The following is a 22818-nucleotide window of genomic DNA, read 5'->3' as shown; positions in this document are numbered from 1 at the left end:
CGCGAGCCAGACGAGAGCTTGCCGCGGAATAGGCTGGCATTTGATACGCCGAATTTAAACGCTCTCTACCGCCGAGCGGGACCTCGTCAAACCATGATCATCGTAAGAACACTTGCCCCGCAGCGGCCTCACTGGCCTTGATACGCAAGGCTTTGGCCTCCCCCTTATCGCCCAAGCTTTCCTGCACTTCTGCCCGCTGGGCGAGATAGGGCGCCCAGTCGGGATCGCCTTCAATCGCCTCGGCCAGCGCACGGTCGGCACCCTCGAAATCGAGGGCGCGGGCGAGGAGACGCGCATGGGCGGCCAGCACCGCGCTGTTTTCCGGTTCCATCGCCAACGCGTTGTCGATCAGCGCCGCGGCGCCCTTCAAGTCGCCGCGGCTGGCCAACAGACGCCCAAGCTCCGCCGTTGCCTGGGCCTTCATCGGACCGTCCTCTTCCACCTCTTTCAGCCTACGCAGCATCGCCTCGGCCTCGGCCAGGTTCTCCGACCGGCGGGGACCGGAAAAGGCCAGCATTTGGGCAAGATAGTAGGAGCCCCAGTCGTCGCCGAGTTGCATGCCTTCGCGGTAGTGCGACATGGCCGCGAGCGGATCGACCGGCAGGCCAAAGGATCCGTCCCGGTAGAAATGACCGAGCACGGTATGCGCATAGCCGATATCGTGGTCTGCCGCCTGGATGTAGGCGTTCACGACCTCCTTCGGATCGTCGCCCTCCCTCCATGCGTCGTGCAACGCAGAGGCTAGGCCGCCTGCCGCAGCGGTGTAGCCGGCGGCGACTGCCTGACGGTATAGATCGGCCGCGCGAACCGGATCGGCAGGGGCCGCGATACCATCGAGATAGAAACTGGCAAGGTTGTTCAATCCAACGCCAATCCCGGCGTCAGCTGCCACCTTGTAATGGTCACGGGCCTTGCTCACGTCAGCGTCGACACCGAGCCCGTGCTCGTAGAGAATACCGAGAGCGACATCGGCAAGCTTGTACCCCCCTTTCGACGCTTCCTCGAAGAGCTGGCGCGCATCAGAGAAATTGTCGAGCCGCTGTTCGGCGCGCCCGAGCTGGAAAGCGTAGCGCGGTTCGTCGGGCTTGGCCTCGCGGGCAGCCAGGCAGGCCTCCCGGGCGGGAACCGCATCGATTGCCATATGCTCCACGCCCCTCGCACCGAACATCCGGTCGTTGGGGCTGGCGGCCAGCCTGTCACATTCGGCTCCGACACCTGACTGCGCAACAGAGAAGCCGGCGACCGTCAGGAGGGCTATGCATGCGCCGCCGGCGATGGCCACGCGGATGGGTATCGTCGACCTCGGGGTTTCCATACCATTCTCCGAAAGCTGATCATCCCGCACATCTATCCGAGCCCATCAATCCAGCGTTATTCTCCGCGTGTCATCCAGGGCAGCCGCTCTTGCTTATTTGTCTCAATCTGCGAAGTTTGCTTCCTCACAAATCGTCATCAATCATGGTCATGAACGAGACGGCCGACCCTTGAAAGTACAGAACTTCTCCACCAGCCATTTCGCTCCGGGCGATCGGTTCGAGGCGTTCAGCCTTCGTATCGGTTCGATGTTCGACATGGGCGCTCCAGACAGGGAGGAGGCGACGCGCTTTTCGGCCAGCATCGAGAGCCTCAACATGGGAACGATGCTGGTCAGCGCCATGCAGACACACGAATTCGTCTACGAGCGCAGCCGCCGGCGTATCGTGCGTGATTTCATCGATCACCTGATGATCCGCGTCGACCTCGATCGCCCACCGGGCGAAGGTGGAAGGACGCGCAGCGTCCTCATCATCGATCTCGGTCAGGTCTCCGAACGCAATCTCACACCGGAGCACAATGTCTCGGTAGTGCTGCCCCGGCGCATTTTCGGATCGCACGCAGACGCGCTTGCGCGTCTTCACCAAACGCCGCTATTTCACGGCGGCGCACTCTTTCTCGGCGATCATCTCGTCTCGATCATGCGTCACGGCGGCGATCTCCATGGACCGATTCCCGAAGGGGTTGCTGCCCTGACTCCTTCACTCGTCACCACCTGTCTGGCGCCCTCGGCCGGTCACGTGTCGAAGGAGGCGCAGGGCGATTTCGAACTGGCACTTCTCTCGCGGGCCCGGCAGATCATCGACGACCGGCTGGCCTCGCCACGACTGACGCCCGACATGCTGGCACGCGAGATCGGCGTGTCGCGTTCAACACTCTATCGGATATTCGAGCCGGCGGGCGGTGTGGCCAGGGTAATCCGGGAAGCTCGAATGAAGGCTGCGGCCCGCGCCATCGCCGATCTCGAAAGCGGAGTGCGCATCGGCGACATCGCCCACCAGTTCTGCTTTTCGAGCGACGCCCAGTTCACCCGCAGCTTCAAGGCCCATCACGGCTATACGCCGAGCGAATACCGGGCGGCGGTCGTGGCTGATCGTGGCTGGACCAGTGCGGTGAAACCGGCCGCCGACGGACGGCTCTTTCCGGGCTGGCTCGCCAACCTCTGAACGCTGCAAGCGCCCTGCCACAAGCTGCCAACGCGGCAATTGAGACGCAGGCGCAAGAACCCTCCCGATGGTGAGACGGATTCGATAACGGTTGAGACGCAATGACGGGTATCTGACCGGGACGTCCGTTCTGTACCCGGAGCATGCCAGTGAAAGCCGTCCGCCCCTCCACCTCCGCCGCGGCCATCGTCGTCGCGATCATCCTGCCGCAGACCGCGCATGCCGCGTGCAGCGTCCCCACGTCCGGCCTGATCACCGTCGACGATATGTGCTTCTACGACCTCGCACCGGGTACCGTGCACAGCGTCTTTGCTGACGGTCGGTCGCTGTTCGACATTGTCAACCGGGGCGAACTGAACGACAACACCTACGGGGCTTACGGCGCGCTGGATGTTCTTGACGGGTTCGACTTCTCGTTCGTCAACGAAGGTACGATGACGGGAAATGCTGCCGGTATCAGCGTCTTCGATTCCTGGTATTTCGGTCTGTATAACGCAGGCACGATCGATTCCGAGTCGGACAGCGGGATCGCCGTCCGCCGTTCACTTGATTTTGATCTGATCAACAGCGGCACGATCGACGGCGAGTATGGAGCGATCCAGATCGTGGACGGTGAGAATTTCTACCTGCTTAACACCGAAACGGGCGTGCTCAAGGGTAACGGGTCCTCGCTTGATGTCCGCGGAAGAGGAGACGTAATCATCGAAAATCACGGGCGGATGGAAAGTTTCGTCACCCTCCATGCTCCGGCGCGGATGTTGAACACGGGTTATATCTTCGCGCTCGGCACCTCGGGCGAAGCGATCGAACTCTACCAGTCCGGCCATATCGAGAATTTGGTCTTTCTGACCGGCGGCAACACGCTTTACATCGAGCCGGGCGCCAGCTTCGGGTCTTCGGTCAATTTCGTGAATACTTCGAACAACACCATTCACTTCGCCCCAGGCAGCTACACGATGGCGGTGCAAGGGTTTGCCGAGGACGCCAACGACGTCACCCTCCACAACCGCTTCCAGAGTCTCGTCGTCACCGGTGATCCGGCAAACGAGGCGGTGCTCGATGTGGTTCAGTCCAACGGAGCCTCGGCACTGCCCGGCGCCATCGGCCGGCAGATCGGCGCAATCAGCGACATCGTCGGCGGCATCGCGCCGCAAGGCGGCACTCCAAACGGCAACGCAGCGCTCGCCTATGCATCGGCGCCAACACTGACCGGCGCGGCGGCTGCCGTCACTAACGTGGTTGGCGCCTCGTCATACGAACCGTCCCGCTTCTTCTGGCTCAGCGGTTACGGCGGCGGTGGGCGCGACCGAGCAAACCTCACCGACACCGCCCACGCCGGTCTGGTGACGGGCTACGAAATACGTGAGGGAGTGATACGCGCCGGCTTCCTTGGCGGCATCGGGCAATTGTCCAATGACGGGCCCGCCGGCACCGGATCGGTCGATGCCGACAACGCCTTCGCGGGCGCCTATTACGGCGGGCAGCATGGCGCCTATGATATCGATGCGTTGCTCATCGCCGGCGGTTTGCGGGCGGAGACGACCCGTGACGTCAGCGGCGGCGACAATGCCGCGACCGGCTCCTATGACGGCTGGTACATCGCCCCCGAACTCGCCGTCAGCCGCAGGCTGGCGCTGTCCGACGGCTGGTCACTCACCCCGGGCGCCCGACTGCGCTATGTCGGCACCTGGCTCGACGGCTATACCGAGACCGGTTCCGTGCAGAATGTCAGCTATGACGACCGGTCGTCGCATGTGGTCGAGGGCAGCCTCGAAGTCCGGCTCGGCAAGGCGCACACTTTCGAAAATGGCATGAACCTTCGCTTCGACCTTTCCGCCACGCTGGTCGAAAGCCTCAACCTCGGTGACCCGCGCTACGACGCCACGTTGGTCAATACTGCTTTCACCACGTCAGCCTTTGCCGATCGGGCCGTGACCGGCGGCACCTTCGAAGTGTCTGCAGAACTGAATGTGACCGACAGTTTCAGTGTTTATGGCGGCGGCAGGCTGGCATTCTATAGCGACGACAGTTGGTGGTGGTCAGCCAAGGGCGGGGTCAAAGTCGGCTTCTGATGCGGATCACCTATCACCCAAGTCTTGGGCCCTGCGCACCGCGCCAGACTTGAAATGCAGGTTTCGAAAACGTTTGTTTGTGAGTGGCGCGAGACCCAGAATTTGGAGATGCAAGTTCGGCATCAAGAGTGCAAACAGATGAGACGCGCTGACGGACTCGCTATGCTGCAGGATACTGATCGCTGCCTGCATTCATGAAATTATGCGATTTAACGACAGGTGGTGACGGTGATAACCGGCAAGCGGCTTGTCCATCACGCAACTCCAACATCCCCTCTTTCAGCAGAGTCCGTGAAGACAATGCCACCGGACGTACATCAACCGCGCTTTAGCGGTCATGCTGACCAAACCTGCACGTCAGATCAGTCGCGCGACTTTGCCGCCCACAGCGCGCCGCGTCGGATGATTTCGGTAACCTGGTGCACCCGCAGGTCATCCAGTTCGTGACCAATCGAGCAATAAAACACTCGGCCCTGGTCCCACCGCCTCTTCCAAACGACGGGAATTACTGTGCCCTCGATCCACCATAAATGGTCACCGGAAAATGTCGTGGTGACCAGCACTTCGTTGGAGGGATCGACAAGCATGTAATACTGCTCGGAGCGCAGCCGGAAACTGCGTATGCCTTTGACGATCGGATCGTCGGGCCTGCAGATGGTGACATCGTAGTCGATGTAGTCTTCCCGAGGCTGCAGATTGTCGGGCCAGCCGGGGGGATGGGCGACGAACTGGCCCCCGATCAGGAAATGATAGGTCGGACGGTCGCGGAAAGCATCACCCATATGGCCGTGCCAGCCGGCGATACCGCAACCGGCGGCAATCAGCTTCAAGAGGCCATCCTCCTGGAGCTTGGTCATGTTGCCGAACTCTTCCTGATGACCCGAACGCGCGGAAGACCATATCGGTGTGATCAGATTGACATCCGACAGCATCTCCGGATTTTCCAGCGGTTCCAGCGTATCGTAGACGTCAACCGTGAAGCCGTTGTCACGCAGCAGTGCCGAATACCAGTCTGCGAAATCCGTCGGGGCATGGCCTTCCCAGCCACCAACGAAAAGGGCTGCCTTCATCGATTTTCCTCCCGCATGAAATTGACGATCGAAGCCATATCTCGCGCCGCATAACCCGCCGCTTCGGCTTCCATGAGTTTTGATAGCGTGACCCTGCCTTGAGGCATGGCGATGCCGAGGGACTGTGCAAGTTCAGCGGCAACGGCCATGTCCTTGCGTGCCAGAGCGACCGTGAACGTCACCTCGTGAGCGCTTTCATTCAGGTAGAGCGCTCGTCGATACTTGAGCATCGGCGCACAGGCGGCGCTGGCTTCGATTACGTCGAATGCCGTGTCGGGCCGAATACCCGCTGCCTCGGCAAGTGTCAGGGCTTCCGCCAGTGTCTGATTGAGGCCGTGGATGAGCGAATTGACGGCGAGCTTCATTGCAGCCCCGGCTCCGGCCCGGCCGAGGCAGATGGTCCGGTTGCCAACGGCCGAGAAGATCGGCGTGAGCGGCCCTGCGACCGCCTCGTCACATCCCGCCATAATGGTCAGCTGTGCCGCTTCGGCGGCCTGCGTCGCACCGGACACAGGCGCGTCTATCACAAAGGCACCCGGGGGTGCTGCCTCGACAAGCGCCTCGATATGCTTCGAGCTCATCGTGCCCATTTCGATGAAATAGCGGGCACAATCGCCATCGGGGTGTCGCGCCGAAAAGAGACCGTCCTTGCCGAAATGAACGAGCTCCGACGAAGCATCATCGGCAAGCATGGTGATAACCACGTCGCACTCCGCAGCGAGCGATGCGGGCGTTTCGGCGATGGCAGCTCCCAGCGATCTGGCGAGATCTTCAGCCTTTTCCCGTGTGCGGTTCCACAGGACCAACTCGAAGCCGGCACGCGCGAGATTGCGGACCATATGGGTTCCCATGCGGCCAAGACCGACGAAGCCGATCCGCATCAGGCCACCTCCTGTTGCGCAGGCTTCATCCCCGAAATGGCCTGGATGAGATTGTCTTCCGTCACGTCCTCCGAGGTAAACGTGTTCATGATCCGGCCCTGGTACATCGCAATGATGCGATCGCTGACGTGCAGCACCTCCGGCATTTCGGAGCTGATGACGATGACGGCGTAGCCATGGGCGGCGAGATCTCGGATCAGATTGTGAATTTCGGATTTCGACCCGACGTCGATGCCGCGCGTCGGCTCATCAACGATCAGCACATTGGGATGCATGGACAGCCACTTGGCGATGACGATCTTCTGCTGGTTACCACCGGAAAGATTGCCGACGAGTTGCTTCCAGCCCGGTGTGCGGATGTCGAGGCGGTCGCGGTATTGATCGAAGATCGCGATTTCCAATCCCTCCGCCACGAACGGACCTGCGGTCAGACCATCCACTTGCGGCAGCGTCATGTTGTCCCGGCAGTTCATGCCGAGCACCAGGCCCTGGGACTTTCGGTCCTCCGGCACGAGAGAAATGCCTTTCGCAATCGCATCTGCCGGAGAGCGGATGTCGGTTTCCTCCCCCGCGACGATGATCGTACCGGCGCTCGGCTCGCGCAATCCGAACAGCGTCTCGGCGATTTCCGTGCGGCCGGCACCGACAAGTCCGTAAAAGCCCACGACCTCTCCGCTGCGCACGGTGAAGCTGACATCGGAAAAGAGCCGGCCACAGGACAGCCCCCTCACCTCGAGCGCGACATCGCCCAGTTGATGGTGGATCGCATTGCGCGTCAGGTCGAGCGACCGTCCGATCATCAGTTGCGTGACCTCGTCCTCGTTGGTCTCGGCGGTCTTCAGCGTCCCGCGAAACTCCCCGTCACGCAGCACGCTGATCCGGTCGGTGATCTTGAAGATCTCCTCCATCCGGTGAGAGATGTAGACAATGCCAACGCCCCGGCCTTTCAGGTCAGCAATCACATCGAAGAGCACGATCTTCTCCGCATCCGTCAGCGATGCGGTCGGTTCGTCGAAAATCACCGCCTTGGCATCAACTGTGAGCGCCCGGGCGATCTCCACCATCTGCTGATTGGCGATCGAAAGCGACCCGACAATGGTTCTCGCATCGAACGACACGTTCAGGCGTTTCAGGATTTCGTCCGTGCGGGCAAACAGTGTTGGCCAGTCCACCCTGCCGAAGGATTTGCGCGGCAGTTCGCCCAGATAGATGTTCTCGGCCGCAGTCAGTTCTTCCGCCAGACTGAGTTCCTGATGGATGAAGACGATGCCTTTCGACTTTGCCTCCAGCGGATTACTCATCACCACCGGCTTGTCGCCGACGAATATGCGTCCGCCGTCGGGTTGGTGAATGCCGCCGAGCACCTTCATGAGGGTCGACTTTCCTGCGCCGTTTTCCCCCATGAGGGCATGAACCTCGCCCGGAAGTACGGCAAAGGAGACGTCGTCAAGCGCACGGACCCCGGGAAATGTCTTGATGATGCCCTCAAGCCGAAGGGCAGGTGCAACCTCGCTCATATCTTCAACGTCTCCTTGCCCTTGATGTTCAGCTGCCTGTCGAGAAACAGGACGGCGATCAGGATCAGGCCGATCACCAGATTGACCGTTTCGGTATTCGTGCCGATGTAGGCCAGTCCCTTGCGCAGAAGCTCGATGGCGAGAACGCCACCGAAGGTGGAGATGATCGATCCGGCACCTCCGGTCAGCTTGGTTCCTCCAAGGACGACCGCAGTGATTACCCACAATTCGTACAGCTCGCCGTCATTGGGATTGACGGAGCCCGACTCCGAATAGAAGACCACGGCTGAAAGTGCGGCGAGGAAGCCTATAATCATGAAATTGATCAGGAAATGCGGGCCTACCCGGATCCCGGCATTGACCGCTGCCTCGCGATTGTCGCCGATCGCATAGGCATTGCGGCCGTGCACCGTGTGGCGCATGACGAACCACAGGATCGCCGTCACGCCGAGCAGGAACCATGTCGCCGTATGGACGCCCAACAAGCGCGCTTCGGCAAAGTCCACCAGCGTCCAGTTCAGGTTCGATGTGGGCTGCTCGCCGTTGTACATGAAGACGAGACCGCGATAGCCGAGCATCGACCCAAGCGTGACGATGAAGGCGTCGACGCCCGTTTTCCAGACGATGAGGCCGTTCAGTGCGCCGAGAGCCACACCGGTGCCAAGGGCCAGAAGCCAGGAGATCGGGATAACCCAGTTCCCCAGCCCACTGAACACCGGCCAGGTCATGCTGTCCAGCAGAACGATACCCGCCAGCGCAAAGGTGGCGCCGACCGAGAGATCGATATTGCCGTTAATCATGATGATCGTCATGCCGGCGGCGATGATGCCGAGCGGTGCGGCCTGCTTGAACAGAAGCAACATGTTGCCCACATCCATGAAGGCCTTGTCCGACAGGGAAAGGAAATGGCCGGCTGCCGAGAAGAACACCAATTCAAGGATGATGAAGCCCCAAATGGCGCCGCGCTTGAGAAACGTGCTGAGTGTTCCTGCTTGAAACATGGCCTTCTCCCTACGCGATCGCCGACCAGAGCTTGCCGCGCTTGGCCGCGATATCGAGCCAGACAGCAAGGATGATGATGATCCAGGTCACCACATACTGGACATAGAAGTGCAGTCCGACGAGAAGCAGTCCATTCTGTATGAAGCCGAGGATCAGAACGCCGATCACGGTCTTGAAGATGGTTCCCGAACCGCCGAGCAGCGAGGCGCCGCCGAGGATGACCGCCGCCAGCACCTCCAGTTCCAGCCCCTGCCCGACCGTATTCTGGCTGCCGAGCGACCGGCTGGCCTGAATGAGACCGGCAGTCGCCACGCAAAAGGACGACAGCAGATAACAACAAAAGATCACCCGCGCCCGGCGAACGCCGGAAAATGTCGCCGCCACGCCGTTTCCGCCGACCGCGTAGACCTTTCGACCGAATGGCGTTCGCGCCAAGACCACGGCCAGCACGATGCCCAAAGCGGCGAAGATCAAGATCGGCACCGGTACGCCGGCGACGCTTCCCTGGCCGAAGACGGAAAACCACGTCCCCTCCTTGTCGGCTATGTCCATGTTCTTGCCGCCCGAGTAGGTCAGCGTCAGCCCGTGAATGGCAGACAGCATACCGAGCGTGACGATTAGCGAATTGAGGCGAAGATAGCCGACCAGAAGGCCGATCAGGGCGCCCAGCGCCAGCGTCATGATGAACATTGTCGGAATGGCGAGTGCCGGTCCGATCCTGTCATGCAGATCGAGAACGACGATGGTCGAAAACGACATCATCGATCCAACCGAAAGATCGAGGTTTCCGCTGATGACGACGAACGTTACGCCGAGTGCCATCACGCCGAGAATAGCGGATGACCGGACGACGCCCATGACGTTGTCGAGTTCTAGAAACCGCGGATTGGCGATCGTGAAGCCGATCATGAACAGGATGAAGGCAATCAGGATGCCCTGCTGGGCAATGCGCGCGGCAAAGCCCGATTTCATAAGATGTGCCATCGACCCCTCCCAGAGTCAGGCGCTGTCCGCAAGCAAGCGTTCAGACCAGAGTCATTCCACCGTCGATCATGACGATCTGTCCGGTCATGTAGTCACTTTCTGGCGATGCCAGAAAGGTGGTGGTGCCGGTGATGTCGGCGGGCTTGGCAACGCGGCCCTTCAAGATGCCGGACGCGAATTCCTCCATCGCCTGCCCCGGCCTTTGCGCCGCGCCGATGTTCATCAGGTCGCGATCCACTTCCTCCCACATTTCCGTGGCGACAACTCCCGGTGCGAAGCCGGTAACGGTGATGTTGTGCTTGGCCAGATCACGTGCCCCCGACTGGGTCAACGAGACCACGGCCCACTTGCTCGCGCAATAGGGGGCGACATTGTCGAAGCCCTGGCGGCTGGCAATCGAAGCCGTGTTGATGATCTTGCCGCCGGTCGCCTGCCGGATCATCTGATGCGCCGCCTCCTGCATGCCGATCATGCATCCCAAAGCGTTGACATTCATGATGAAATTCCAGTTCTCCTCGGTCACGTCGAGGAAATTCATCGGCTTGTTGACGCCGGCATTGTTGAAGCTGACATCCAGCTTGCCGAAGCTTGCCGCGACATGGGCTATCATGGCCTGCACCGATGCCCGGTCTGTAACGTTTACACCGCAATAGGCAACCTTGCCGCCCGCGTTATGCGCCAATTCGGCAGCGTCTTCGGCCGCCCGCCTCGCGCCACCTTCATCGATGTCGGCGAAGCAGACATCGGCGCCTTCCTCGAGCAGCGCCCGTCCGATCGCACGACCAATACCTCGGGCTGCGCCTGTGACAAGGCATGACCGTCCGGACACACGTCCCATGACCGCCTCCAAATTCTCTTCATGCAGGTAAAGATTGGCGGGCGCCGCTAACGCACGGCGCCCGTTTGACTGAACAATCTGGTCAGAACACCGGCTTGGTGAAGTCCTTCATGTTGTCCTGGGTAATCTTCGGCGTGTCGAAGTAGTTGAGGAAAGGCACATCCTTGCCGTCGAGCACGTCGATCGCGGTCTGCAACGCGGCCTTGGCATCGTCGACCGGAGACTGGTAAATCGACCCCCAATATTCGCCGCGCTCCATCGCTTCGTAGCCGACGGCAAAATTGGTCGCACCGACAAAGATGATGCCGTCGCGGCCGGCCGCCTTGGCAGCGTTCAGGGCTCCGACCCCCATGTTGTCATCGCCTGCATAGACGCCGTCGATGTGGTCGTATTTCACCAGGAAGGCTTCCATGACCTTCTGCGACTTTTCGCGGTTCCAGTCGCCCGGCTGCGTTTCCATCAGCTGGACCTTCGGACATACCTCCGGCAGGCGATCCTCGAAGCCCTTGGCGCGTTCGATCGCGGTGGTGTAGCCGGGCTGACCGGAGATCTGGACGATCTTGGCTGTGTCGGCGATACCCATGTCCTTGAACTTGTCGCACATGATTTCGGCGGCGCGTGAACCTTGGGTGATATTGTCCGGACCAGAGAAGGACTTGACGAAATCGAAGCCTTCCTTGGCGATGTTGGAATTGGTGACGATGACCGGAATGCCGGCCTTGTAGGCCTTGCGTACGGCCGGGATGACGGCCTCGCCGTTCGTCGGCCAGATGATGATGGCATTGACGTTCTGCTGGATCAGATCCTCGATCTGAGCGATCTGCCGAGACACGTCGCCGCCAGCGTCGAGAACCACTGCCTCGACCTTGTCGTTGGCCTTGGCAGCCTCGGTGAATGCCTTGTCATAAGTGGTCTGGTAGCTGTCCACGCCGACATTGTTCTGCGTGATACCGATCTTGTACTGGGCGGCGCTCGCGGCCCCGCCAAAGGCCAGGACTGCAATGGCAGCCGTCCCGGCAAACAATGCGCTCAGTTTCATGTCAATTCCTCCCATTTGAACACTGTCGGTTGCCACTCCGTCTCTACGGCACCTTACTAAACCTCGGCGCCCTCTCTCTGTAGCGGTATGAACCAACCGGCAGCGTGGTCAGCAAACTGCAGCGACCGGCGACCGAAGAGAGTCGCAAATATATCCATAATGAATATTTTTTTATCCATTACGGATTTTTTATCGATAGGATCGTCAGTTCAATCTGAACATTTTTAGGGGGTCGTCATGAATACCGACAACAGGAATGGTGAAGGGCGCAATTCTTCGAAAGCCGCAGGCAAAGCTGGTGTTCCAAGAAGCGCAACATTCCAGATGAGGGAGGAAGGATCAAGCGAAGATAGGATTCAGGTCGCTGCCGACGAGCAGATCGAGATGCTGGAAATCATCTCGTTTCTGGAAACGTTCAGCGAAGAGCTGCGCGACGCGACCGAACTCTACACGCCCAATCCGCATTTCAGCATGTCGCTTCAACTCGTCAAAAGTCATCTGGAGGCCAAGACCGTCACGCCGACATCCCTGATCGGGGCGTCGGGCGTTCCCTATGCCACAGCAACACGACGATTGAAGGAGATGATCGGCACTGGCCTCATCGACGAGCGTCCGCGTACACGCACCGGCAAGACGGTCACGCTTCATCCAAGCAACAAGCTGCTCGAGGCGTGGATGCAACTCACGGGGCGGGTGCGACGCCTCGCCCGTACGACTTTTGCTCCGGAAGGCGTCAAAGGCAGCACAGACGACTATTATTTCGGCGGCTCCTATCTTGCCGCCAGGTCCATTCCACCCTTGACGGTCTTCGCCGAGCCGCTCCGTATCCCCGGGGGCGTTCGGGTTCTCGTCCACGGTGATCCGACATTCATGGTGATGGACCAGCTGAAGCGTCAGTTCGAGCAGGCGGTCGGCACGGAAATCCATCAACGCGCCTTCTCGATCGACCGACTGCGCCAGGAGATCATCAAGAATTCGGAGCGCAAGATCAGCCGATACGACATCATCGCCTTCGACCTTCCCTGGCTGGGCCAGCTGGTCGAGGACAACGTACTCATGCCGCTGAACGCGGCCATGGATATCAACCGGCTGGATCCCGCCGACTTCCATACCGCAGGATGGAAGGCCACGCATTGGGGCGGCGAAGCCTACGGGGTTCCGGCGCAGACCACACCCGAGCTGCTGTTCTATCGCAAGGACCTCTTTGCCGAGGCAGGCCTTGAGCCGCCGGTTACCACGACGGATGTGATCAAGGCCGCCAAGGCGCTGCATGACCCCGCCCACGGGCGCTACGGCATCGCCTGGAACGCGGCGCGCGGGACGGCCCTCGGCCATACCTTTCTGATGACGCTGTCGGATTTCGGCCAGCCCGTCATCGATATCCCCCCGAATGCCGGCGGCTTTGACACCAGCAATCTGCATCGCGGCGGATGGCGTGCAATGATCGACTGCGACGCGGGGCTCGAAGCGGCGGAATATCTCCTCAACCTGCTGAGTTATTCGCCGCCCTACATCCTATCGATGTCGTGGTACGAGCGAGTGCGTCCCTATGCGATGGGGTCGGTCGCCATGGCCTATGGCTACACCCTTCTTGCACCGTATTTCGAGCTGGACCCGACATCCCCGGCCTACGAGCAGACGGGCTATCTGCCGCATCCGGTCGGTCGCGGTAACGCGCCGATCGCCCCGGTCGGTGGCTACGCTCTGGGGATTCCGCGCAACATCCAGCCGGACCGGCTGAGGGCAGCGGCGAAGGCGCTGACAATGTTCACCTCGCCGGAGGCGCAGAAACTGTTCGTTTTGAACGGGAGCCGCACCAATCCTCGCTATTCGGTCGGCGCGGACCCGGAGGTCCGCCGTACGTCGCCGATCTTCGAAGCCGTCGACTCCATGTCCTGGCGCGACGAGCTGCAATTCTGGCCACGGCCACCGATACCACAACTTCCGGAGATCATTCAGATCTGCGGTGAGGAACTGCATGACATGTTGCGCGGAATTGTGACGCCGAAGATGGCCTTGCAACGTGCGCAGGAACGGGCTGATCGCGCCATGAACGCGTGAGGCAAATCCAGGGAGGAAGCAATGGATCCGAACCGCCTGAAGGGCAAGAACATTCTGATTACGGGTGCGGCGCGCGGCATGGGTGCGACCAACGCGGCCGCCTTTGCCGAACAGGGGGCGAACGTCTGCCTGGGGGATCTCGATCTTGCCGAAGCGCAGAAGGTCGCCGACCAGATCAATGCGGCCGGCAACGGCAAGGCTGTTGCGGTGAAGATGGACGTGACCAAGCGTGAGGATAACGCCGCCGCGGTCGCCGCGACCGTTGATGCCTTCGGCATGATCAATGTCGGCCTCTTCAATGCAGGCCTCAACAAACCGCGCTTCTTCATGGATATCGACGAAGACAACTGGGACATGATCATGTCCGTCAACACGAAGGCCATGTGGCTCGGCATGCAGGAGACCGCCCGGCAGATGATCAAGCAGGGCAAACAGGACTATCCGTACAAGCTCATCAATGTCGGCTCGATCGCTTCGAGAAAGCCGCTGATCGACGTCACCGTCTATTGCACGTCGAAATACGGCTGCCTCGCGCTCACGCATTGCGGCGCCGTGTCCCTGGCGGAGCACAACATCACCGTCAACGGCTACGCACCCGGCGTTGTTGTGACCCCGCTTTGGGAGCAGCTCGACAAGGACCTCGTCGATATCGGGTTCAAGCAGCGGGCCGGTCAGGCCTATGAAGATATCGTCAACAACGAGCTGCACATCAAGCGCGTCTCCTATCCTGACGACATCAAGGGAACGGCTTCGTTCCTGGCAAGCTCCGACAGCGATTACATGACGGGTCAAATGATCCACATCGATGGCGGCTGGTGCATCCAGTAAGGCACCGTCTTTCGAAAATCCAACCAATTGAAACGGCTGCGCCCCGCACAGCCGAAGGAGAAAGTCATGAACCGCGCACTCACACCCAACATCCTCACACCGCAGGATCTCGATCAGAACTGGCGCTGGGAAGGCCGGCTGCCGGCCTGGGGACATACCTCCGTCGACTTCGAACGCCGGATCGACCACGACCGTCTGCGTCGTTACCGGCTGGCACGCACCCGCCAGGCGCTCAAGAACTCGCCGGCAGGTACCCTGCTGCTCTTCGACGTCAACAACATCCGCTACGTATCCGCGACCAAGATCGGCGAGTGGGAACGTGACAAGATGTGCCGCTTCTGCCTGCTGACAGGTGACGACTCCCCCTATGTCTGGGACTTCGGCTCAGCCGCGATGCACCACAAGAAGTTTTCCGACTGGCTGGAGCCGGATCACTGCCGGGCAGGCGTCGTCGGCATGCGCGGCACCATTCCGCCGGAATTCGGCCTGATGCGCAAGTATGCCAAGGAAATTGCCGGATTGATCAGGGACGCCGGCATGGCGGACATGCCTGTCGGCGTCGACTATGCGGAAACCGCAATGTTCCACGCCCTTCAGGAAGAAGGCCTGAAGGTCATCGACGGCCAGCAGATCATGTTGGCGGCGCGCGAAATCAAGAACTGGGATGAAATCCAGCTCCTGACGCAGGCTGCCTCCATGGTCGATGGCGTCTATCACATGATCTATGAGGAGCTTAAGCCGGGCATCCGTGAGAACGACATCGTCGCCATGTCCAACAAGATGCTCTACGAAATGGGATCGGACGATGTCGAGGCGATCAACGCCATTTCAGGTGAGCGCTGCAATCCGCACCCGCACAATTTCACCGACCGTTATTTCCGTCCGGGCGATCAGGCATTCTTCGACATTCTGCAGTCCTATCAGGGCTATCGGACCTGCTACTACCGGACCTTCAACATTGGCCGGGCAACCCCCGCCCAGCGCGACGCCTATGTGAAAGCCCGCGAATGGATCGACGCGTCGATCTCTATGATCAAGCCCGGGGTAACCACCGACAAGGTGGCGGCGGTTTGGCCCAAGGCCGAGGAATTCGGCTTTCCGAACGAGGAATCAGCCTTCGGTCTCCAGTTCGGTCATGGCCTTGGCCTCGCACTCCACGAGCGGCCGATCATCAGCCGCGCCGTCAGCCTCGAACATCCGATGGAGATCCAGACCGGCATGGTCTTCGCCCTGGAAACCTATTGCCCGGCGGCCGACGGTTACTCGGCCGCCCGCATTGAGGAGGAAGTCGTCGTCACCGATACCGGCGTGGAGGTGATCTCCCTCTTCCCGGCCGAAGAGCTGCCGATCGCCAACCGCTATTGAGACCTTTGCTTTGCCGGCCAGGGAAGCCCCGGCCAGCGACCAAAACGGGGACCGCAGACATGAACGCCAAAGCCGAACAGCAAACCCACAACGCGGACGACTATCTGCGCATGTATCGCCAGATGGTGCGTATCCGCGCCTTCGAGGACAATGCCAACCAGCTCTATCTCGCAGCCAAGATGCCGGGCCTCACGCATATGTATTCCGGTCAGGAGGCCGTCGCGGTCGGCATTTGCGAAGCGCTCAACGACACCGACAAGATCACCTCAACCCACCGCGGCCATGGTCACTGCGTGGCCAAGGGGGCCGAATTCAGTGAAATGTTCTGCGAGCTGCTGGGCAAGGCCGAGGGCTACTGCCGGGGCAAGGGCGGCTCGATGCACATCGCCGACCAGAGCCACGGCAACCTCGGAGCCAATGCCATCGTCGGCGGCTCCATGGGGATCGCGACCGGGGCAGCCCTGAGTGCCAAGCGCCAGAAAACCGGCGGCGTTGCCGTGTGCTTCTTCGGCGATGGCGCCACGGCCCAGGGCCTTTGGTACGAGGTCATGAACATGGCGGCGCTCTGGAAACTGCCGGTCATCTACGCCTGCGAGAACAACGGCTATTCGGAATATACCCGGACGGACGAGATTGCGGCCGGCTCCATTATCGCGCGCGCCGAAGCCTTCGGCATCGAAAGCCACCAGGTCGACGGCCAGGACGTGCTGGCCGTCAACAAGCTGGCGACCGATCTGGTAGCCCGCGCCCGCAGAGGCGAAGGGCCGTTCTTCATGGAGCTCAGAACCTATCGCTACCACGGCCATCACGTCGGCGACATCAACCGAGAATACTACCGCGCCAAGGACGAAGAAGCCGAGTGGAAGAAGAACCGCGATCCAATCGTCAATTTCGGCAAGTGGCTCGACGACCAGAAGATCGCCACCGTTGAAGAGCTTGCAGCCATCGAAGACGCGGTTCGCGCCGAAGCCAAGGCTGCCGTCGCCTATGCCGAAAAGGCCGCCTTCCCTGAAGCTTCGGAGGTCGACATGCACGTCTTCAAGGACATTCCGCATGCCCTGGACATCATAGCAGGAGAACGCGCATGACCCGTGAAATCACTCTGTCGAAAGCGGTCAACGAGGCCATCGCGGAAGAAATGCGCCGCGACGACAGCATCATCCTGCTGGGCGAGGATGTCGCCGAAGCCGGCACACCCTTCAAGGTCCTTTCGGGGCTCGTGGAAGAGTTCGGCACGGACCGCGTGATCGATACGCCCATTTCCGAACCGGGTTTCATGGGCATTGCCGTTGGCGCCGCGATGACCGGCCTGCGGCCGATCGTCGACCTGATGTTCGGCGATTTCATCTACCTGATCATGGATCAGCTCTGCAACCAGGCCGCCAAGACCCACTACATGTCGGGCGGCAAGCTGAGTGTGCCTCTGGTCGTGCGGACCAATCTCGGTGCGACGAGACGTTCCGCCGCCCAGCACTCGCAATCGCTGCACGCTCTTGTCGCTCACATTCCGGGTCTGAAGGTCGCGATGCCCTCCTCTGCCTACGAGGCGAAGGGCCTCATGAAGACGGCCATTCGCGACAACAATCCGGTCGTCATCTTCGAAGACAAGCTGATGTACAACGACAAGGCGCCGGTGCCGGAGGAGGAATATCTGATCCCCTTCGGCGAAGCCGCCGTGCTGCGCGAGGGGCGCGACATCACGTTTGTTGCCACCTCGTCGATGGTGCAGGTCGCACTGAAGGCAGCCGACGCGCTTTCCAGGGACGGCATCTCCGCCGAAGTGATCGATCCTCGTACCATCGTACCGCTCGACGAAAGGACGATCCTCAATTCGGTACGCAAAACGTCCCGGGCCATCGTCATCGACGAGGGCCACCAGAACTACGGCGTCACCGGCGAGATCGCCGCCCGCATTTTTGAAAAGGCGTTCTACCATCTAGACGCGCCGGTGCAGCGCATGGGCGCTATGGACGTGCCCGTACCGTTTTCGCCGGCGCTGGAAGACTTGACGGTACCGACCGCCGAGGCTGTCGCGGAGCGCGCCCGCAAGCTCATGCGCAAGGAGCTCTATTATGCCGCATGACGTCATCATGCCCGCCCTCGGCATGGCCCAGGAGACCGGCAAGATCGTCTCCTGGCTGAAGCGACCGGGCGATCCGGTACGCCTTGGCGAGCCCATCATGGAAGTGGAGACCGACAAGTCCACAATGGAAGTAGAGGCTCAGGCGGACGGTTTCCTGACCCGCGTCAGCGCGGAAGCCGGCGACGAGGTGCCGGTCGGCGATGTGATTGCCGTCATTGCCGAAACAGCCGATGACATGTCGGCTCCACCCACCGGAGGGGCTACGCCTCATGAACAGGACACACGGGAGCAGAAAGGTCTGCCGACCGCGCCGGTCGCTGCCGCCATTCCGCAGGGCCACGACATCATCATGCCAGCACTGGGCATGGCGCAGGATACCGGACTCATCGTCACGTGGCGGAAAACCCCGGGTGACAAGGTTTCGGCAGATGACACCCTGCTGGAGGTCGAGACCGACAAATCCGTCATGGAAGTGCCGGCCGGACATGATGGCTATGTCGCCGCGATCCTTGCAGATGCACAGACCGCCGTTCCCGTCGGCTCCGTGATTGCAGTCATTACACACGACAAGCCATCTGCCCCCATTCAGGTGTCGGGCCCGGCTCCCGACAGGGAAGTGCAGGCGGCAGCACCCGCCGTTCCAAAGCAAGCGGAGACGCAAGCACGCGCTTCATCCGCTCCTCCCCCGTCTGAGCGGACCGGTCGCATCCTCGTCTCGCCGAAGGCGCGCCGTCTGGCGCATGAAGAGGGTCTAGAACTCTCCATGCTTCTGGCAAGTGGGACGAAACAGCCATTCCATACGGCAGATCTGCAGACCTTGCGTGAGTTGGCGACGCGGGCCCATCACGTCGAGGCGATCCCTGAAGCAAAAGAACCGCAGGCCTTGCCGGACCGGACTACCGCGCCGGCGACATCCGCGTTGCACATCATAGCCAGACTTTCGGCGAGCGGTTGTGAAAGCTTCATAGCCCGCATGAAGGCCGAAGGCGGGATCGATATCACGCAAGATCAAATCTGGCTGTATTTCGCAACAGGAACGCTCCGCAGGGCCACAACGGCGAAATCCCGACCCCTGGTGGTCGAGCTGCGGGATGAGGCACAGGAAAAGTGCCGCTATCTGGACGCCGATCTCACGCGTCTGTCGAAACCGACTGTCGCGGAAGACGAAGACATGCCCGCATTGATCATTCGGGACTTCACCGCTTCGCGCATCAGTCTGGTGACCTCGGCGGCCACGGAAACACCCGTTCTGACGATCGGTCGTGACAACGAGGCATTGATCCTCTCGTTCGACTACCGAGAAGACCAGCTGGGCGAAGTCGAGGCCCTGGCATTCATGACCGAATTTGCCGAGCGGCTGGCTGATCCGCTGCAGAGCCTTATTTGATCGGGAGCATAAAAGAATGGAATTTACCAACCTCTATATCAACGGCCAATGGCGCGACGGAGCGGCAGGCGAACGCTTCGACGTTTTCAATCCGGCAAATGAAGAGGTGCTGGCTTCGGTCGCATCGGCCGAGATAGAAGATGCGGATGCGGCGCTCGACGCCGCAGAAGCCGCATTTGCCGATTGGGCCGCGAGAAGCCCGCGGGAGCGTTCAGAGATCCTGCGCAAGGCCTGGGAGCTCATGACGTCACGGCTTGATGAGTTTGCCCGGCTGATCACACTCGAAAACGGCAAGGCCCGTGGCGATGCAATCGGCGAGGCGACTTATGCTGCCGAGTTCTTTCGCTGGTTCGCCGAGGAAGCGGTTCGAGCGGACGGGCTGATCACGCGCGCACCCTCCTCCGGTGCCCGCATCGTCGTCCAACACAAGCCGGCCGGGATCGCGGTCCTTGTCACCCCGTGGAACTATCCGGCCGCCATGGGTACCCGCAAGATCGCCCCCGCCCTTGCCGCCGGATGCCCCGTCATCATCAAGCCCGCTTCCGAAACGCCGTTGACGATGCTGGCCTTGATGCCGCTTCTTGAAGAAGCCGGCGTGCCGAAGGGACTTGTCAACGTTCTACCCTCGAAAAGTGCCGGCAAACTCGTCGACCATATGCTGCGCGATCCCCGGGTACGGGTGGTTTCCTTCACCGGATCCACGGCCGTCGGTCGCAAGATTCTGCACTCTGCCGCCGAGCAGGTCGTCAAGCCGGCAATGGAGCTCGGTGGTAACGCCCCGCTGATCGTCTTCGAGGACGCCGACCTCGACAAGGCGGTTTCCGGCGCCATGCAGGCCAAGATGCGCAATCTCGGGGAAGCCTGCACCGCCGCCAACAGGTTCTATATCCATGAGACCATCGCAGACGCCTTCACGAAAAGGTTCGTTGAAGCGATGCGGCAGTTGAAAGTCGGAAACGGCCTCGAGGACGGTGTCGATGTCGGGCCACTCGTCAACGCCGATACCCGCGACAAGGTCGCTGCGTTTGTCGATGACGCCGTGGCCAAGGGTGCCACCGTCGAACTGGGCGGCCACAAGCCGGACGGCAAGGGCTTCTTCTATCCGCCAACCGTTCTCTCCAACGTCCCCAGGACGGCAAACTGCGTGCATGACGAGATTTTCGGGCCGGTCGCAGCCCTCCAGACGTTTTCGGATCAGGAGGACGTCATCCGCCGCGCCAATGACACGGAATACGGCCTTGTTGCTTATGTCTTTTCGGAGAACATGAAGCGCGCCGTGCAGGTTTGCGAGCGGCTGGAATATGGCATGGTGGGGTTGAACCGCGGTCTCGTCTCCGACCCCGCCGCACCCTTTGGCGGCGTCAAGCAATCGGGTCTCGGCCGCGAGGGTGGTCACGAGGGCATGTTGGAATTCATGGAAACCCAGTATATCTCGGCGGAATGGTGAGCCGAAGCCTTTGACCAGGCGAGGTCACGAGCAAGCGCTGCAATCAGATCGCTCCTTGTGATGATGCCGATCAGCTTTACATAGTCAAATATGGGTACGGCCCTTGGCTACATGTCGCCAGCAGAATTTGAAACCCAACTCGCCCTAGTCCGGCGATATCTCACCCCGCGCCCCGCATCCAGGCCTGCGCCAACGGTAGGTCCTGATCCGAGAGCCCATGGCCCGCATCGATGAAGTGGCTGGTAACATCACAGCTGCTCTGCTTCAGCCATGCCTCCAGCCGCCGTGCGGACGGCGCTGCAAGGTCTTGGCGACCGCTCACCATCAGCACCGAAGAGCCCGTGAGATCAGCGACCGGCGCATCCTCGAGGACCTGCATCGGCCGCAGCAAGATCGCCCGCCGGATGAGTTCCGGATGCAACGCCATCAATGCGGCTATGAAGTTAGCGCCATTGGAGAGGCCAAGAAAGACCAGTCGATTGGTGTCAAGGTGATATGCGGATACGGCACCTTCAACGAAAGCGGCAAACGCCGCGGCCTCGGCGCGGATGTCCTCCTGGTCAAAGCTCGTGGAGGAGAACCGCCGGAACCAGCGGGACACCCCTTCCTCATTTGCACGACCCCGCACGCCGAGAAGCATGGCCTGCGGTGCAATGCGGTGGGAGAACGGCATTAGGTCCGCCTCGCTGCCGCCGCTGCCATGCAGGAGTATAATGGTCTCGTCCGATGGTTCAGCGGGAACGAAGAAGCGGTGAACAAATGGCAAGTCGCGGCGCGGCATGCGCGGCTGGCCCGGCATGGAAAACTGCGGCAACATCACCTTGATATCTTCCGCCCGCGTCTCATCGTGCGGCGGCACGAAGAGCCCCTCGCCCAGGTGCCCCGGCGCCTCGTCAATGGCAAAGCCGGGACCGTCGGTCGCAAGCTCAATCAGCGTGCCGCCCGGTTCACGAACATAGAGCGAGGTAAAATACTTCCGGTCGTGGAAATTCGTCGGCGAGGAATTGCGCTTCGATAGCTCCTCCTCCGCCGCCCGCACCGCAGAGACATCGGCGACACGGAAGGCCACGTGATCAGCCGTGCCCGTTCCAGGAAGGCCCGGCACATAACCTGTGGCATCGCGGATATCGACCGCATCGGTGTCTGACAGAATGCGCTGAATGGCTCCCGACATCGGGCCCCGCCGGTAGCCGAAGCGCTGGATGAAGGCGGCGGTCTCCTCCGGCGCCTCAGTCAGGATGGTTACGGCCCGCAACCGCCGGACAACGAGATCGGGACCTCCGTCCTTCTCGGTTGTCGCGGTCGTACTGTTGCCGACTAGCTTGACGATGATCCCGTCAGGGTCCTTCAGCCTCAACACTGTCTCACCGAATTCGTGAAGCGGCCCCTCCACCGGGACGCGATGCGAAATTGCCCACGTCATCCATTCGCCGATGGTATTCTGCGGCACCGAAAAAGCGATCTCCGAGACCTGACCGTTGCCGACACGCCCAGGAGCACCATCCTCCCACACGAGAAAGGTGACGAGGGTACCCGGCTCGGCATCCGCATTCCCGTAAAAGAGATGCAGTTGCTGGGAATCTTCAAACCCGCCTGTTCGCTTTACGAGCTGGAGTCCGAGAAAGCCGACGTAGAAATCGACATTATCCTGCACACTGCGGGTGATCAGGGTTACGTGGTGTATGCCCGTGGCAAAGGAAACTGCAGTCATGCTTTGGCCCTTCAAAAGCATTAGGCTGCCCTCCTCGACGATCAAAAGGCCCA

At 60.8% G+C, this 22818-nt stretch carries 18 protein-coding genes; 9 read left to right on the top strand and 9 right to left on the bottom strand.

Annotation, left to right across the window (positions count from 1 at the left end):
• Positions 1-97: 97 nt before the first annotated feature.
• Positions 98-1315: a hypothetical protein gene (locus tag NN662_RS04740; protein WP_261929154.1), complete on the bottom strand. Its 1218-nt coding sequence runs from the start codon at positions 1313-1315 to the stop codon at positions 98-100.
• A gap of 169 nt (positions 1316-1484) precedes the next feature.
• Here NN662_RS04740 and NN662_RS04735 point away from each other — a divergent pair, with 169 nt between their 5' ends.
• The gene (locus tag NN662_RS04735; protein ID WP_261929153.1) at positions 1485-2480 is read left to right on the top strand and encodes a helix-turn-helix domain-containing protein; all 996 of its coding nucleotides are present in this window, start codon (positions 1485-1487) and stop codon (positions 2478-2480) included.
• Between the two features lie 149 nt (positions 2481-2629).
• Complete coding sequence (locus tag NN662_RS04730; RefSeq protein WP_261929152.1) at positions 2630-4552, top strand: autotransporter outer membrane beta-barrel domain-containing protein; 1923 nt, start codon at positions 2630-2632, stop codon at positions 4550-4552.
• 362 nt (positions 4553-4914) lie between these two features.
• On the opposite strand, the gene NN662_RS04725 is transcribed toward NN662_RS04730, so the two are convergent.
• The 7 genes from NN662_RS04725 to NN662_RS04695 all read right to left on the bottom strand — a co-directional run bounded on the left by NN662_RS04725 (position 4915) and on the right by NN662_RS04695 (position 11883).
• Positions 4915-5622: a ThuA domain-containing protein gene (locus tag NN662_RS04725; RefSeq protein ID WP_261929151.1), complete on the bottom strand. Its 708-nt coding sequence runs from the start codon at positions 5620-5622 to the stop codon at positions 4915-4917.
• On the bottom strand, positions 5619-6503 hold the full coding sequence (locus NN662_RS04720; RefSeq protein WP_261929150.1) for an NAD(P)-dependent oxidoreductase: 885 nt from the start codon (positions 6501-6503) through the stop codon (positions 5619-5621). Before NN662_RS04720 ends, NN662_RS04725 begins: the two co-directional genes overlap by 4 nt.
• Positions 6503-8020 (bottom strand): sugar ABC transporter ATP-binding protein, encoded by a 1518-nt coding sequence (locus NN662_RS04715; protein ID WP_261929149.1) that lies wholly within the window; start codon positions 8018-8020, stop codon positions 6503-6505. Before NN662_RS04715 ends, NN662_RS04720 begins: the two co-directional genes overlap by 1 nt.
• Positions 8017-9021, bottom strand: a complete 1005-nt coding sequence (locus NN662_RS04710; protein ID WP_261929148.1) for an ABC transporter permease — start codon at positions 9019-9021, stop codon at positions 8017-8019. The genes NN662_RS04715 and NN662_RS04710 overlap by 4 nt, the downstream gene beginning before the upstream one ends.
• 10 nt (positions 9022-9031) lie before the next feature.
• Complete coding sequence (locus NN662_RS04705) at positions 9032-10006, bottom strand: ABC transporter permease (protein WP_261929147.1); 975 nt, start codon at positions 10004-10006, stop codon at positions 9032-9034.
• Positions 10007-10046: 40 nt separating this feature from the next.
• The gene (locus tag NN662_RS04700; protein WP_261929146.1) at positions 10047-10844 is read right to left on the bottom strand and encodes an SDR family NAD(P)-dependent oxidoreductase; all 798 of its coding nucleotides are present in this window, start codon (positions 10842-10844) and stop codon (positions 10047-10049) included.
• An 82-nt stretch (positions 10845-10926) separates the two neighbouring features.
• Positions 10927-11883: a sugar ABC transporter substrate-binding protein gene (locus NN662_RS04695; RefSeq protein ID WP_261929145.1), complete on the bottom strand. Its 957-nt coding sequence runs from the start codon at positions 11881-11883 to the stop codon at positions 10927-10929.
• 384 nt (positions 11884-12267) lie between these two features.
• On the opposite strand from NN662_RS04695, the gene NN662_RS04690 reads away from it, so the two are divergent.
• The 7 genes from NN662_RS04690 (at position 12268) to NN662_RS04660 (ending at position 21054) form a co-directional block, all read left to right on the top strand.
• Positions 12268-13944 carry an ABC transporter substrate-binding protein gene (locus tag NN662_RS04690; protein WP_261929144.1) on the top strand — a complete coding sequence of 559 codons (1677 nt, stop codon included), beginning with the start codon at positions 12268-12270 and terminating at the stop codon, positions 13942-13944.
• Positions 13945-13965: 21 nt separating this feature from the next.
• Complete coding sequence (locus NN662_RS04685) at positions 13966-14772, top strand: SDR family NAD(P)-dependent oxidoreductase (RefSeq protein WP_261929143.1); 807 nt, start codon at positions 13966-13968, stop codon at positions 14770-14772.
• A 66-nt stretch (positions 14773-14838) separates the two neighbouring features.
• Complete coding sequence (locus tag NN662_RS04680; RefSeq protein WP_261929142.1) at positions 14839-16137, top strand: M24 family metallopeptidase; 1299 nt, start codon at positions 14839-14841, stop codon at positions 16135-16137.
• Between the two features lie 59 nt (positions 16138-16196).
• The gene (locus NN662_RS04675) at positions 16197-17225 is read left to right on the top strand and encodes a thiamine pyrophosphate-dependent dehydrogenase E1 component subunit alpha (protein WP_261929141.1); all 1029 of its coding nucleotides are present in this window, start codon (positions 16197-16199) and stop codon (positions 17223-17225) included.
• Positions 17222-18220: an alpha-ketoacid dehydrogenase subunit beta gene (locus tag NN662_RS04670; RefSeq protein ID WP_261929140.1), complete on the top strand. Its 999-nt coding sequence runs from the start codon at positions 17222-17224 to the stop codon at positions 18218-18220. The genes NN662_RS04675 and NN662_RS04670 overlap by 4 nt, the downstream gene beginning before the upstream one ends.
• The gene (locus tag NN662_RS04665) at positions 18210-19607 is read left to right on the top strand and encodes a biotin/lipoyl-containing protein (RefSeq protein WP_261929139.1); all 1398 of its coding nucleotides are present in this window, start codon (positions 18210-18212) and stop codon (positions 19605-19607) included. The genes NN662_RS04670 and NN662_RS04665 overlap by 11 nt, the downstream gene beginning before the upstream one ends.
• Before the next feature lie 16 nt (positions 19608-19623).
• Positions 19624-21054, top strand: coding sequence for an NAD-dependent succinate-semialdehyde dehydrogenase (locus tag NN662_RS04660; RefSeq protein ID WP_261929138.1), 1431 nt, complete (start codon positions 19624-19626; stop codon positions 21052-21054).
• Positions 21055-21214: 160 nt separating this feature from the next.
• Here the strand turns inward: NN662_RS04660 and NN662_RS04655 are convergent, their stop codons facing one another.
• A complete protein-coding gene (locus tag NN662_RS04655; protein WP_261929137.1) occupies positions 21215-22786 on the bottom strand; it encodes a VOC family protein in 1572 nt (523 codons plus the stop codon).
• Between the last annotated feature and the right edge of the window lie 32 nt (positions 22787-22818).

The organism is Rhizobium sp. NRK18 (assembly GCF_024385575.1).
Taxonomy (GTDB): domain Bacteria; phylum Pseudomonadota; class Alphaproteobacteria; order Rhizobiales; family Rhizobiaceae; genus JANFMV01.
The sequence above is the reverse complement of the archived record's forward strand: the minus strand, read 5'-3'. Positions and strand labels throughout refer to the sequence as shown.

Bases quoted from the DNA above. Each gene is read 5' to 3' on its own strand.
- NN662_RS04740 (WP_261929154.1), bottom strand. From the start codon at position 1,315: ATGGAAACCCCGAGGTCGACGATACCCATCCGCGTGGCCATCGCCGGC.
- NN662_RS04725 (WP_261929151.1), bottom strand. From the start codon at position 5,622: ATGAAGGCAGCCCTTTTCGTTGGTGGCTGGGAAGGCCATGCCCCGACG.
- NN662_RS04720 (WP_261929150.1), bottom strand. From the start codon at position 6,503: ATGCGGATCGGCTTCGTCGGTCTTGGCCGCATGGGAACCCATATGGTC.
- NN662_RS04715 (WP_261929149.1), bottom strand. From the start codon at position 8,020: ATGAGCGAGGTTGCACCTGCCCTTCGGCTTGAGGGCATCATCAAGACA.
- NN662_RS04710 (WP_261929148.1), bottom strand. From the start codon at position 9,021: ATGTTTCAAGCAGGAACACTCAGCACGTTTCTCAAGCGCGGCGCCATT.
- NN662_RS04705 (WP_261929147.1), bottom strand. From the start codon at position 10,006: ATGGCACATCTTATGAAATCGGGCTTTGCCGCGCGCATTGCCCAGCAG.
- NN662_RS04700 (WP_261929146.1), bottom strand. From the start codon at position 10,844: ATGGGACGTGTGTCCGGACGGTCATGCCTTGTCACAGGCGCAGCCCGA.
- NN662_RS04695 (WP_261929145.1), bottom strand. From the start codon at position 11,883: ATGAAACTGAGCGCATTGTTTGCCGGGACGGCTGCCATTGCAGTCCTG.
- NN662_RS04690 (WP_261929144.1), top strand. From the start codon at position 12,268: ATGCTGGAAATCATCTCGTTTCTGGAAACGTTCAGCGAAGAGCTGCGC.
- NN662_RS04685 (WP_261929143.1), top strand. From the start codon at position 13,966: ATGGATCCGAACCGCCTGAAGGGCAAGAACATTCTGATTACGGGTGCG.
- NN662_RS04680 (WP_261929142.1), top strand. From the start codon at position 14,839: ATGAACCGCGCACTCACACCCAACATCCTCACACCGCAGGATCTCGAT.
- NN662_RS04675 (WP_261929141.1), top strand. From the start codon at position 16,197: ATGAACGCCAAAGCCGAACAGCAAACCCACAACGCGGACGACTATCTG.
- NN662_RS04670 (WP_261929140.1), top strand. From the start codon at position 17,222: ATGACCCGTGAAATCACTCTGTCGAAAGCGGTCAACGAGGCCATCGCG.
- NN662_RS04665 (WP_261929139.1), top strand. From the start codon at position 18,210: ATGCCGCATGACGTCATCATGCCCGCCCTCGGCATGGCCCAGGAGACC.
- NN662_RS04660 (WP_261929138.1), top strand. From the start codon at position 19,624: ATGGAATTTACCAACCTCTATATCAACGGCCAATGGCGCGACGGAGCG.
- NN662_RS04655 (WP_261929137.1), bottom strand. From the start codon at position 22,786: ATGCTTTTGAAGGGCCAAAGCATGACTGCAGTTTCCTTTGCCACGGGC.